This is a genomic window from Streptomyces sp. NPDC104226 (genome assembly GCF_055584085.1).
Genome location: NZ_JBVJMS010000004.1, coordinates 40,323 through 52,874 on the forward strand (window position 1 = coordinate 40,323; position 12,552 = coordinate 52,874).

The window sequence follows — 12,552 nt, forward strand, 5'->3', positions numbered from 1 at the left end:
GGCGGTGTGCCGCTCGGCTGGGGTGGGGCACCCGGGGGTACAACGATCCGACCCGAATGGGGTAACCGCCCGGGTTTATGCGTGGTTGATTTCAAGCCGTCGGTGGTGGTTCCGGGCGCGCGGCGCGGCCCCCCGCCCCTGGTGGGGTGGGGGGCCGGGCGGGGCGGCGGGTCAGCGGCGGGCTCGTAGGGCTCGGGTGAGGTCGTCGAGGTGGTCTGCGAGTTTGCGGTGGAGGAGCGGGGTGATGTCGGGGGTGGTCAGGGCGGCGTGGCCGGCCTCGAGGTTGGCTTCGGTGATCTCGTGGCCGGGGAGGGCCCAGCGGCCCGCGGCTTCGGCGATGGCGGGGCCGCGGCGGGCGGCGAGGGTGACGGCTGCGGGGTAGGCGCGCTGTACGTATTCCCGTACCAGGTCGGCCTGTTCGGGCTGCCAGAAGCCTTGGGCGGTGGCGGTGAAGAGGTAGTTGGAGAGGGAGTCGTCGTGGAAGAGGCGTTCCCAGGCGGTGGCCTTGGCTTCGGCTGTGGGGAGGGCGGCGCGGCAGCGGGCGGCGCCTTCGCGGCCGGTGGCGCTGGGGTCGGCGGTGAGGGCTTCGCCGATCTCGGTTTCGCCGGCCGCGCCGAGGACGCAGAGGCGGGCGAGGATGCGCCAGCGCAGTTCGGGGTCGAGTTCGGGGCCGCCGGGGACGGTGCCTTCGGCGAGCCAGCCGGCGATGGTGTCGGGCTGGGTGGCGCTGTCGGCGAGGGTGCGGACGGCGAGGAGTCGCAGGCCGGGGTCGGTGCCGTCCTCGGTGCGGCGCAGCAGGGCGCGGGCGATGGTGGTGAGGGTGGTGAGGGCGTCGGCGCGGTGGTCGGGGGTGAGGTAGCGGTCGGCGATCTGGGTGCGGGTGAAGCCGAGGACGCCTTGGACGATCGAGAGGTCGGTTTCTTCGGGGAGGTGGGCTTCGGTGGTGGCCAGGTAGTCGGCGGCGCCGAGTTCGCCGTCTCGGACCATGTCGCGCAGGGAGTTCCAGACGACGGCGCGGGTGAGCGGGTCGGGGATGCGGGAGATGCCGCGCAGGGCGGTTTCGAGGGAGGTCTCGTCGAGGCGGACCTTGGCGTAGGTGAGGTCTCCGTCGTTGAGGACGAGGAGGGCGGGGCGGGGGCCGCTCACGGAGAGGACCTCGTCGGTGGGGACGTCGAGGGAGAGGACCTCGCGGGGTTCGAGGGCTCCGTCGTGGGCGCGGTCGTAGAGGCCGGCGGCGATGTGGTGGGGGCGGCTGCCGGTGCGGTCGACGGTGAGGGTCCAGCCGCCGTGGCTTTCCTGGAGGCGGGGGGTGAGGGTGTCGACGCCGGTGGTGCGCAGCCAGGTTTCGGCCCAGGTGTGGACGTCCCGGTCGGTGTGGGCGGCGAGGGAGTCGACGAAGTCGGCGAGGGAGGCGTTGGCGAACTTGTGGCGGGCGAAGTGGGTGTTGATGCCGGCCAGGAAGTCCTTTTCGCCGAGCCAGGCGACGAGTTGGCGCAGGGCGGAGGCGCCCTTGGCGTAGGAGATGCCGTCGAAGTTGAGGAGGGCGCAGGCGCTGTCGGGGACGGCGGCGGCGTCCGGGGCGACGGCGTGGGTGGAGGGGCGCTGGTCGGCGTCGTAGCCCCAGGGTTTGCGTTCCATGCCGAAGCCGGTCCAGGTCTCGGTGAAGCGGGTGGCTTCGATGAGGGTCTGGTAGCCCATGAACTCGGCGAAGGACTCGTTCAGCCAGATGTCGTCCCACCAGCTGAGGGTGACGAGGTCGCCGAACCACATGTGGGCCATTTCGTGCGCGATGGTGACGGCGCGTCGCTGGCGTTCGGTGTCGGTGACGGCGGAGCGGAAGACGTAGTCGTCGCGGAAGGTGACGAGGCCTGGGTTCTCCATGGCGCCGGCGTTGAACTCGGGTACGAAGGCCTGGTCGTAGGAGTCGAAGGGGTAGGGCTCGGTGAACTTGTCGTGGTAGCGGTCGTAGCAGGCGGTGGTGAGGTCGAGGATCTCCTGTGCGTCGGCGTCGAGGTGGGGGGCGAGGGAGCGGCGGCAGTGGATGCCGAAGGGGAGTCCGGCGTGTTCGGTGCGGATGCTGTGCCAGGGGCCGGCGGCGACGGCGGCGAGGTAGGTGGAGATGACGGGGGTGGGGGCTGAGGCCCAGATGCCGGCTTCGGAGGCGGAGCCGTCGCCGGATCCGCCGCCGCTGTCGCCGAGGCGTTCGCCGATGCGGGTGGTGATGCCGTTGGCGAGGACGGTCCAGTGCGTGGGGGCGGTGACGGTGAACTCGAACACGGCCTTGAGGTCGGGCTGGTCGAAGGCCGGGAAGACGCGCTGGACGTCGTCGAGGAACATCTGGGTGTAGACGTACGTCTCGCCGTCGGCGGGGTCGGTGAAGCGGTGCAGGCCTTCGCCGGTGCGGGAGTAGCGCATGCGGGTGGCGATGCGGAGTTCGTGGGGGCCTTCGGTGAGGCCGGTGAGGGGGAGGCGGCCGTCGGTGAGGGCGGCCGGGTCCAGGGGGTGTCCGTCGAGGGCGGCGGAGCGCAGTTCGTCCGGTTTCAGCTCGACGAAGGTGTCTCCGGCGATGCGTGCGGTGAACCGGATGACGGTGCGGGACTCGAAGGTCTCGTCGCCGGTGGTGAGGTCGAGGTCGACCTCGTAGTGCTGGACGTCGAGGAGTCGGGCTCGGAGCTGCGCTTCGTTGCGCGTCAGTGCGGACATGGGGCCCATGCTGCCGGATGGCGGCGCCGGGCCCCAGTTCCTCTTACTTGCCTTCGGCTTCGCTCTCGCTGTCGCCCTCGTTCGCGGCGATCGTCTCGTGGTGGCGGATGACCTCGGCGATGATGAAGTTGAGGAGCTTCTCGGCGAAGGCGGGGTCGAGCTTGGCGTTCTCGGCGAGCTGGCGCAGTCGGGCGATCTGGCTGGACTCGCGGCCCGGGTCGGCCGGGGGGAGCTGGTGGCGGGCCTTGAGGTGACCGACCTGCTGGGTGCACTTGAACCGCTCGGCGAGCATGTGCACCACGGCGGCGTCGATGTTGTCGATGCTGTCCCTGAGCCGGGCCAGCTCGGCGGTGACGTTGTCGTCGATGTCCCTGGTGTTCATGGTCACCGAGAATACGTGGCGCGCGGCTACGGTTCCTCGGCCGGTCGGCCACTGAGACGGGGCCGGCGGACGCCGTCTAGTGCGGCGGCTCGGTGGGGTCGTGGGTGATGAGGTCTCCGGGCTGGCATCGGAGGACTTCGCAGATCCGGGACAGGGTGGAGAAGCGGATGGCTTTGGCCCGTCCGTTCTTGAGCACGGACAGGTTGACGACGGTGATGCCGACCTGTGCGGCCAGTTCGGTGAGCGTCATGCCGCGCTCGGCGAGGATCCGGTCGAGGTGGATCCGGATCGCGTGGAGTTCCTCTTCGGGCATCAGATGGTCCCTTCGAGGTCCTCTCGCATACGCACGCCCTCGCGCATGATCTTCCCCATGATGACGGCTGCGAGTCCGGCGAGGATCAGCACCTGCGGCCCGGAGACCGACGGTCCGGAGCCCCCCATCGGCACCATGCTGTCGACCAGCCAGGACTGCGACCAGCCTACGACGAGGCCGGCGAGTGGTGTGCCCAGGGTGACGGACCAGCCGAGGACGGTGAGCCGTCGGGCCGTCTTGTCGGTGAACGGCCCTTCGGAGACCACGGCGTCCAGCAGGCGGGAGAAGAGCAGCAGGGCGACGGAGGCGAACAGCATCCAGGGCAGTCGGCTCCCGAGGTCGGCGGCGCGCTGCGTCGTCGAGGGGTCCTTCTGGCAGAGCCGTGCGGCGCTGCTGGAGGCGTCCACGCCCGGGCCGACCGGGAGCCCGCCGTCGATGGCGGCGTTGGCCCAGAAGCCCGTCTCCACGCAGACGGCGCCGTCGTCGGCCAGGTGGGAGACGGCGGTGCCGATGAAGGTGAGGCCCCAGAGGATGGCCAGGCCGAAGGTCAGTGTGGACAGGATTTTCGTGAAGCGCGTGTTCACCGCGACCCCCCTTATCGATTTTCGATACGCCGGAGACTAGCGGACCATATCGATAATCGACAAGTGGGTCAGGGTCGGAGGGGCAGCAGCGCCGTGACGAGCCAGCCGCCTTCGGGGGCGGGGCCGGCGGTGAGGGAGCCGCCGAGGGCCTCGGCGCGTTCGGCCATGCCGACGAGGCCGTAGCCGCCGCCGCGGGCGTCCTCGGAGAGTTTCGCCGGGCGGCCGCCGTCGTCGGCGATCCGGACTTCCAGGCCGGCCGGGACGGTGCGCAGGCCGATCCGGACGGCGGTGGCGGTGGCGGCGTGCTTGCCGATGTTGGTGAGGGCTTCGAGGACGATGCGGTGGGCGGTGGCGGCGACGTCGGCGGGGATCCGGGCCTCCAGGCCCTCCTCCACGTAGAGGACGACGGGCGGGCCGGTCGCGGCGAACCGCTGCGTCAGCCCGCGGATCTCCCGGAGGCCGGCGACGGGGGCCGTGCCGGCGGGGCCGCCCTTGGCGGCGCTCTTGCCCTTCTCCGGGTCGGCCTCCTCGGCGCCCTCGCGGAGGATCTTGACCAGGTGGCGCATGGAGCCGAGCGCCTCGTCCCCGGCCGTCTCGATGCGGCCGAAGATCTCGGAGGCGCGTTCCGCGGAGACCTTGGTGTAGCGGGCGGCGCGCGCCTCGACGACGATCCCCGTCACGTGGTGGGCGACGAGGTCGTGGAGCTCGCGGGCCAGTTCCAGACGCTCGGCGCTGCGTACGGCGCGCAGCTCGCGGACGCGCTGGACGGACTGCAGGCGCAGGAGCAGGGAGTACGCGGTCACGACGACGGCGAGCCCGGAGAAGAGCAGGGTGAAGCGGCCCGGGTCCGCGTCTCGGAGGGGCGCGGCGATGGAGCCGAGGGCGAGGAGGGGGCCCAGGACGGCGGCGGTGCGGGCGGGGGCGCGGAGCAGGACCTGGGTGAGGAGGACGAGCAGGGCGAGGGCTTCGCCGCCGCCCCAGACGACGAGGGGGAGGTTGCTGAAGAGGAGGGAGAGGGTGACGGCCCAGGTGACGGCGGCGGCGAACCAGGCGCGGGTGAGCAGGGGGATGCGCGGCCAGGGCGCGGCGCTGAGGCAGACGAGGATGCCGGACACCCAGACGGCGGCGTGCGGGGTGCTGGGCTGGCGGGCGAGGACGACGCCCTCGAAGGTGACGAGGGAGAGGAGGGTCGCGGAGAGGATGATCCGGGTCCATCGCGCGGCGTAGGGGTGCCGGCGGGCCCAGGGAGCCAGGGGGCTCATCGCGAGCCCCGTGCCTCGTCGGCTCCGCCGGGGGTACGGGACTGCGTACGGGTGGCTCCGCCGGGGGTCCCGTGCTGCGTGCGGGTGGCTCCGCCGGGGGGCCGCGCGGCTGCGCCGGGGGCGTGGGGGCTTCGGCGCATGCGGAGACCGCGGTTCGCCCGGGCGCTGCCCGGACCCGTGGGGGCTGGTGTCGTCGGGGACGGCGTGCGCCGGCTTCCCGGGGCGCCGCCCCGGACCCCGCGCCTCAAACGCCGGCGGGGCTGAATGTGCGCGGCGGCGCCGAAGAAAGAGGCGGGGCGGGTGCAGCCGACCTCCGGCGGGGGGATGCGCACGGCGGCGGGGCCGGTGCGGTCGGCCCCGGGCAAGCGGATGTGCCCGGCGGCATCCGAGAAGCAGGCCGGGCCGGTGCAGCCGACCCCCGGCGGGGGGATGCGCCCGGCGGCGGGGCCGGTGCGGTCGGCCCCGGGCAAGCAGATGTGCCCGGCGGCATCCGAGAAGCAGGCCGGGCGGGTGCAGCCGGCCCCCGGCGGGGGGATGCGCCCGGTGGTGGCGGGGTGGTGGCGCGGGTGGGTCACGCCGGGGTGCCTGCCAGGCCGCTTTCCCAGGCCCAGGCGGCGATTTCCACGCGGTTGCGGGCGTCCAGTTTGGCCTGGACGTTGGCCAGGTGGGTCTTGACCGTGGAGAGGGAGACGAAGAGCTCCCCGGCGATCTCGGCGTTGGTCAGCCCGCGCGCGAGGCAGCGTACGACCTCGCGCTCCCGGTCCGTGAGGGGTTCCGCGGGGCGGCGCGCGGCCGCGGCGGCGGCCGGGGTGCGGTGGGCCATTTCGCGCAGCAACCGTACGGTGATGGCGGGTGAGACGAGGGAGTCTCCGACGGCTGCCGCCCGTACCGCTTCAACCAGCATGGCCGGGCTCGCGTCTTTGAGGAGGAAGCCGGACGCTCCGCCCTGGAGCGCCGCGTGGACGTATTCGTCGAGGTCGAAGGTGGTGACGATGACGATGCGGGGGGTTTCGCGGCCGGAGAGCCGGCGGGTGACTTCGAGCCCGTCGAGCTTGGGCATGCGGATGTCGAGGAGGAGGACGTCGGGGCGGTGTGCGGCGACGGCCGCGAGGGCCGCTTCGCCGTCTTCGACGTCGGCGACGACTTCGATGTCCGGCTGGCTTTCGAGGATCATCCGGAAGCCGGTCCTGACCATCTCCTGGTCGTCCGCGATGATCACTCTGATCGCCATGCGTCGCCTGCCCCACTGTCGCCCGTTGCCTGTGCCGTCCCTGTTTCCCCGGCATTCCCACCGGGTGGGATCTCTCCATGGGACCTGCGGGCGCCTCGGCCCGCAACCGCACAGCAGACCGCCGGGAGCATGCCGCAAGGCCGGAACGGCGTCGTTCCGGCCTCACGGGACTTCCGTCGACCTTACGGACATGCGGGGCATTGCGCCTCGTCCTTACGGCCACTGTCGCAGGGGCCGGGAGGACGAGGGCGGCACGAGGGCCCCGGGTCGGTCAGAGCGTGGCGGCCGCGCTCTTGATGGCCGCCGCGAAGGTGGAGACCTCCGTGTAGACGCCGGGGTAGTCGGGGCGCGCGCAGCCTTCGCCCCAGCTGACTATGCCGACCTGGATCCAGGCGTTCGCGTTGTCCCGGCGGAACATGGGACCGCCGGAGTCGCCCTGGCAGGTGTCGACGCCGCCCTGGTCGAACCCGGCGCAGATCTCCTCGGCGGGGACGAGCGAGCTGCCGTAGGAGGCCTGGCAGGAGGCGTCGGAGACGAAGGGGACGTTGGCCTTCAGCAGGTAGCGCTGCTGACCGCCGCCTTCCCGGGCGGCGCCCCAGCCGGCGACGGTGAAGGTGCCGTTGTCGTAGGCCTTGGTCTCGGCGATCTTGAGGGTGGGCAGGTTGATGGGTTTGGCCAGCTTGATCAGGGCCCAGTCCTTGCCCGTGCCGTTGTAGCCGGGGGCCCGGAGCACCTTGGTGGACTTGACCTTGATGGCGCTGGAGCTGTTGAGGTCGACGACCCCGGCGGTGGCGGTGATGGAGGTGTTGTTGCCGGAGCTGCCGACGCAGTGGGCGGCGGTGAGCACGATCTGCTGGGTGTAGAGGGCGCCGCCGCAGCCCATGGAGAGCCGGACCATGAAGGGGAACTCTCCCTGGGCGGCGCGGGTGCCGCCGACCACGGGCGCCGTGCCGGCGGTCGCGGTGCCGGGCTGGAGGCTGACGGCCGCGAGGGCGACGGCTCCGACGGCGAGGACGCGCTTGAGGGTGGTGACGAGGCTGGACACAGTCGACACACTGCCTTTCGTGGGGGGTTGGGCCGTGCGCGTCATCCCGGGGCGGCTGGGATGGGCCGCCTGGGTGACGGGGACATGACACACCCTGCGTCCGGGGGCCATCAAGAACGCGTTTTCGGACAACTTCCGGCCGGAGGCGCCTCATGACGCACAACGGGCGGCGGAGCAGCCCGATCGAGCACGGATTTCCTCATCTGGAGACGGTCCGCGCGGCCGTCACCGCACTGTTCCGGCGGCTGTCCGCCGACGGGATCCGCGCCTACGACACCCCCTTCGCCCCCGCCGACGCGGCCTTCCCCGCCTCCGAGGACCTGTACCCGGGCGCCCACCGGGTGGCTTCCGCGATGGTCCGCGCCCTGCGCCTGCCCGACGCTCGCCTGATCGTGGGCTTCCGTCCGATGGAGGAGGCGGCGACCGTGGAGCTGGCCGCCGGGCCCGAGTACTTCGTCGAGGTCAACGACCGCTTCCGCGTCCACCGCCGCGATCTGGCGGCCGCCCTGGCCCACGAGGTCACGCACGTACTACTACACCGCCTGGACCTGCACTTCCCCACCACCGCCGCCGACGAGATCCTCACCGACACCGCCGCCGCCTACCTCGGCGCCGGCTGGCTGCTGCTCGACGCCTACCGGGAGGACGAGCTCACCCACCAGAAGCTCGGCTACCTCACCCCCGAGGAGTTCGGCTACGTCCTCGCCAGGCGCGGCCGGTTCCTCGGCGGCGAGGACCTCTCCGCATGGTTCACCAGCCCGCAGGCCTACGAGGCGTACGTGCGCGGCCGCGCCCGGGCCGACCGCGACCTGCGCCGGGCCCCGCTGGCGGCCGCGGGCCGGGCGGAGCGGCTGCGGTACGCGGCGGCCCGCCGGGCCGGGGCCGCCGCGCCCGGAGCGGCGTACGGCTTCGAAGTGCACGCGGGCGGGCTGCGGGTGAGCTTCCCGTGCCCGGTGTGCGGGCAGCGCCTGCGACTGCCGACCCGCCGCGGGCCGGTCCGGGCCCGCTGCGGGCTGTGCCACACGGTGCTGGAGTGCGACACCTAGGCCGGTGCACCGCGACGGACGCGGGACGGAGGTCACCACCCGTCCACGAAAAGTTACTTACCAGCCAGTAGACAGGAGGGCGGACGATCTCCAGCCTGGTCACGTACATGCCAACATGTGATCGAGGAGCGTCCCCCATGCGCAGCACCCGTACCACTGCCGCCGCAGTGGCCGTAGCCGCAGCCGTACTGGCCCTGGTTCCGGCCGCCACCGCCCAGGCGGCCCCCGCCCGGACGGGCGTCGCGCCCGTGGCCGCCGTCACCGCCTCCGCGCCCGGCGGCAACGCGGCGATCCTGGGCATCGACTACGCCACCTGGCAGCGCGACGTCTCCGCCGTCATCGACGCGGCCCGTCCCGGGATCGAGCAGCGCATCGCCGCCTCGCCGGCCGGTGAGAAGCCGGCGATCGTCCTCGACATCGACAACTCCTCGCTGGAGACGGACTTCCACTGGTTCTGGACGTTCCCGACCCCCGCGATCGCCCAGGTCCGCGAGCTGACCCGGTACGCGAACGACCGCGGGGTCGCGATCTTCTTCGTCACCGCCCGCCCGGGGATCGTGTACTCCCTCACCGAGCGCAACCTCAAGGCGGTCGGCTACCCCGTCTCGGGCCTCTACGTGCGCGATCTGCCCGCACTGTTCGGCGAGGTCAGCGCCTACAAGACGGCCAAGCGGGCGGAGATCGAGGCGCGCGGCTACACGATCATCGCCAACATCGGCAACAACCAGAGCGACCTCGTCGGCGGCCACGCCGAGCGCACCGTCAAGCTGCCGGACTACGGCGGCAAGCTCTCCTAAGAACGGCCTAGTCCAGCCCGGCGGCGATCGCGTTGACGGCGGCCCAGCCGAAGGCCATGGCGGGGCCGATCGTCGCGCCCGGCCCGGGGTAGGTCTCCCCCATCACCGCCGCCGAGCAGTTGCCGGAGGCGTAGAGGCCCGGGATCGGGGTGGAGTCCTCGCGCAGCACCCGGCCGTCGGTGTCGGTGACGAGGCCGCCCTTGGTGCCGATGTCCCCCGGGTGCACGGGCACGGCGTAGAAGGGGCCCTTGTCGATCGGCGCCAGGTTCGGGTTGGGCAGCGTCGGGTCGCCGTAGTAGCGGTCGTAGACGCTCTCGCCGCGCCCGTAGTCCTTGTCGGTGCCCGCCTCCGCGAAGGAGTTGAAGCGGGCGATCGCGGCGGGCAGGCCGGGGGCGGAGATCTGCCGGGCGAGCTCCTCCACGGTGCCGGCCTTCTTCAGGAAGCCGCTCTCCAGCCACTTCTTGGGGAAGGGCTGCCCGGGGAAGAGGCCGGCGAAGATGTACCGGGCCTTGGAGCGGGCGTCCAGGATCAGCCAGGAGGGCACGGTCGACGCCTCGGGCCGGTCGGCGGCGTACATCCGGTCCACGAACGCGTGGTACGGCAGGGCCTCGTTGGCGTAGCGCTCCCCCGCCTCGTTGACGATGACCATGCCGGGGATGCCCCGGTCGGCGACGAGGAAGAAGGGCTTCTCCCCCGGCGGGCACACCGACGGCGCGCCCCAGACCTTGTCCAGCAGGTCGGTGGCGGCCCCCAGTTCCTCACCGAGCTTCAGGGCGTCGCCGGTCTGGCCCTCCGCGGCGTGCGTCCAGGCAGTGGACGTGGGTGCGGGCAGGTGCTTCTCGCGCAGCGCCTGGTCGTGCGAGAAGCCGCCCGAGGCCAGCACCACCCCGCCCCGCGCGGCTACGGTCACTTCGCGCCCGGCGCGCCGGACCCGTACGCCCGTCACCCGGCCGGCCGGGTCCGTGACCAGGCCGGTCAGCGGCGCCGACAGCCACAGTTCGCCGCCGAGCGCCTCCAGGGAGAGCCGCATGCGGGCGATGAGCGCCTCGCCGAGGGAGAGCAGTCTGCGGCCGGTGGCCAGTGCCCCGACCGCGCGCAGGCCGACCTTGAGGGAGGTCTTCCTGCCCGCCCAGGTGCGGCTGACCATGTTCAGGAAGCGGAAGTCGTACGAGGTCATGGTCAGCCCGTACGTGGGCAGTCCGGCCCGGCGCATGGAGGCGCCGAGGGGGCCGAGCCGTTTGAAGTCGACGATGCACGGTTCGATGGAGCGGCCCTGCGCCATGCCGCCCTGGGCCTCGGGGAAGTAGTCCGAGTAGCCGGGGGTGTACATGAAGCGGATCTCGGTGCGGTCGTGGAACTCCTGGACCATGCGCGGCCCGTGGCTGAGGTACGCGTCCTTGCGCGCGGCCGGGACGCGGTCGCCGACGGTGGCGTCGAGGTAGGCGCGGGCCTTCTCGCGGGTGTCGGCGAGGCCGGCGCGGTCGAGGTGGAGGTTGCCGGGGACCCAGATCGCGCCGCCTGACAGGGCGGTGGAACCCCCGTAGGAGTCGGTCTTCTCCACGACGAGGACGCTGAGGCCGCGCAGTCGGGCGGTGACGGCGGCGGCGAATCCGGCGGCGCCGGAGCCGACGACCACCACGTCGTAGGCGTATGCGGTGAGGTGCTCGGCGGCGTGGTCGGTGGTGTGCTCGGCGGTCATCCGAAGGCTCCCGTGGCGTAGTCGCTGCGGTAGTAGAGGAGGGGTGATCCGCCGTCGCGGGCGCTCAGTTCGAGGACCCGGGCGGTGACGAGGTAGTGGTCGCCGGCTTCGTGGACCTCTTCGAGGGCGCAGTCGACGGTGGCGAGGGCGCCGCTGACGCGGACTGCTCCGTGGGGGGAGAGTTCCCAGTCGACGTCGGCGAACTTGTCCTCGCCGCGGCGGCCGAGGGCCTCGCACACGGGGCGCTGCTCCTCGGCGAGGATGCTGACGCCGAAGCGGCCGGCGGCCCGGACCTTGGGCCAGCTGGAGGAGCCCTTGCCCACGCAGAGCAGGACCAGGGGCGGGTCGAGGGAGAGGGAGGCGAAGGACTGGCAGGCCAGCCCGGCCGGGCGGCCGTCGTCCGCGACGGCCGCGACGACGGTGACGCCGGAGGCGAAGGCGCCGAGGACCTCGCGGAAGAGGGCGGGGTCCACCGGGGCCGCCGGGGCGATCGCGGCTGCCGGATCCACCCCGGCTGCCGGATCCACCGCGGCCGCCGGGTTCGTCGCGTCGGCGGCGGGGCCGGTCAGCCGTTCCACTGGTGGCCCCAGAAGCTGTCCGCGGTGATCTCCTTCGCGGTCCAGGTGGCGGGGTCGACGAGCAGGCCGTCCCAGCCGTACTCGACCTGGAAGCCGCCGGGGGCCTGGGCGTAGAAGGAGACCATGTGGTCGTTGGAGTGCCGGCCGAGGGTGGAGGCGATGGGGATGCCCGCCGCGTTCATCCGGTCGAGGCAGTAGCCGACGTCGTCGAGGCTCTCCAGCTCGACCATGAAGTGCACGATGCCGGGCGGCAGTGCGCCGGGGTAGAGGCCGAGGCTGTGGTGGCGGCGGTTGGGGCTGAGGAAGTGCATCCAGTGGAAGTCCCGGCCCGGCCTGCCGGTGGGCACGGCGACCGGGGGCAGCCGCATCGAGTCGCGCAGCTGGAAGCCGAGGAGGTTCTCGTAGAAGTCGAGGGTGGCCTCGGTGTCGGCAGCGGGCAGGACGACGTGGCCGAGGCCCAGGCTCCCTTCGCGGCCGCCGGTGACGAACCGGTTGCCGTACCGGGCCGCGAGCGGGGTGTGGTCCTGGGCCTGGCCCCAGTAGATCTCCAGGGGGTTGCCGCTGGGGTCCTCGCAGTGGATGAGGCCCTGGACGCGGCGGTCGGCGAGGGTTTCGGCGTCGCCCTGCTTGACGGGGTGGCCGGCGCTCTCCAGTTCGGCGGCGGCGTCTTCGAGGGCGCGGGCGTTCGCGACTTCGAAGCCGGCGGCGAGCAGGCGGTCCTGGGCGCCGGCGACGAACTGGAAGCGGTGCGTGCGGTCGTCGATGCGGACGCCCAGGCGGGTGTCCGTGGTGCCTGCGGCTTCGGCCATGCCGAGGATGTCGAGGACGTAGGTGCGCCAGGCGGCGAGGTCGGCGGTCTCGATGCGGAGGTAGCCGAGTGCGCGGATGTCCATGGGGGAACTCCTCGGTGGG

General features: G+C 72.6%; 12 protein-coding genes. 2 read left to right on the forward strand and 10 right to left on the reverse strand.

The window, feature by feature from the left end; genetic code table 11:
- Positions 1–171 precede the first annotated feature (171 nt).
- The 7 genes from pepN to ACZ60J_RS13635 form a co-directional block, all read right to left on the reverse strand.
- Positions 172–2,712, reverse strand: coding sequence for an aminopeptidase N (gene pepN / locus ACZ60J_RS13605; RefSeq protein ID WP_469681615.1), 2,541 nt, complete (start codon positions 2,710–2,712; stop codon positions 172–174).
- A 34-nt stretch (positions 2,713–2,746) separates the two neighbouring features.
- Complete coding sequence (locus ACZ60J_RS13610; protein WP_469681617.1) at positions 2,747–3,085, reverse strand: chorismate mutase; 339 nt, start codon at positions 3,083–3,085, stop codon at positions 2,747–2,749.
- Between the two features lie 76 nt (positions 3,086–3,161).
- Entirely contained in the window at positions 3,162–3,398 is a 237-nt protein-coding gene (locus tag ACZ60J_RS13615) for a helix-turn-helix domain-containing protein (RefSeq protein WP_469681619.1), read from the reverse strand.
- On the reverse strand, positions 3,398–3,982 hold the full coding sequence (locus ACZ60J_RS13620; protein WP_469681621.1) for a DUF2975 domain-containing protein: 585 nt from the start codon (positions 3,980–3,982) through the stop codon (positions 3,398–3,400). Before ACZ60J_RS13620 ends, ACZ60J_RS13615 begins: the two co-directional genes overlap by 1 nt.
- A gap of 68 nt (positions 3,983–4,050) precedes the next feature.
- Entirely contained in the window at positions 4,051–5,244 is a 1,194-nt protein-coding gene (locus ACZ60J_RS13625) for a sensor histidine kinase (protein ID WP_469681623.1), read from the reverse strand.
- A 571-nt stretch (positions 5,245–5,815) separates the two neighbouring features.
- On the reverse strand, positions 5,816–6,475 hold the full coding sequence (locus ACZ60J_RS13630; RefSeq protein ID WP_469681625.1) for a response regulator: 660 nt from the start codon (positions 6,473–6,475) through the stop codon (positions 5,816–5,818).
- Between the two features lie 271 nt (positions 6,476–6,746).
- Positions 6,747–7,565: a serine protease gene (locus ACZ60J_RS13635; protein WP_469681627.1), complete on the reverse strand. Its 819-nt coding sequence runs from the start codon at positions 7,563–7,565 to the stop codon at positions 6,747–6,749.
- 107 nt (positions 7,566–7,672) lie between these two features.
- On the opposite strand from ACZ60J_RS13635, the gene ACZ60J_RS13640 reads away from it, so the two are divergent.
- Both ACZ60J_RS13640 and ACZ60J_RS13645 read left to right on the forward strand, forming a co-directional pair.
- On the forward strand, positions 7,673–8,566 hold the full coding sequence (locus ACZ60J_RS13640; RefSeq protein ID WP_469681629.1) for a hypothetical protein: 894 nt from the start codon (positions 7,673–7,675) through the stop codon (positions 8,564–8,566).
- Between the two features lie 137 nt (positions 8,567–8,703).
- Positions 8,704–9,363 carry an HAD family acid phosphatase gene (locus ACZ60J_RS13645; RefSeq protein ID WP_469681631.1) on the forward strand — a complete coding sequence of 220 codons (660 nt, stop codon included), beginning with the start codon at positions 8,704–8,706 and terminating at the stop codon, positions 9,361–9,363.
- A 7-nt stretch (positions 9,364–9,370) separates the two neighbouring features.
- On the opposite strand, the gene ACZ60J_RS13650 is transcribed toward ACZ60J_RS13645, so the two are convergent.
- The 3 genes from ACZ60J_RS13650 to ACZ60J_RS13660 are packed head-to-tail and all read right to left on the reverse strand — an operon-like array spanning position 9,371 to position 12,533.
- On the reverse strand, positions 9,371–11,062 hold the full coding sequence (locus ACZ60J_RS13650; protein WP_469681633.1) for an FAD-dependent oxidoreductase: 1,692 nt from the start codon (positions 11,060–11,062) through the stop codon (positions 9,371–9,373).
- Positions 11,059–11,640 (reverse strand): flavin reductase family protein, encoded by a 582-nt coding sequence (locus tag ACZ60J_RS13655; protein WP_469681634.1) that lies wholly within the window; start codon positions 11,638–11,640, stop codon positions 11,059–11,061. Before ACZ60J_RS13655 ends, ACZ60J_RS13650 begins: the two co-directional genes overlap by 4 nt.
- Entirely contained in the window at positions 11,628–12,533 is a 906-nt protein-coding gene (locus ACZ60J_RS13660; RefSeq protein ID WP_469681636.1) for a VOC family protein, read from the reverse strand. The genes ACZ60J_RS13655 and ACZ60J_RS13660 overlap by 13 nt, the downstream gene beginning before the upstream one ends.
- Positions 12,534–12,552: the final 19 nt, after the last annotated feature.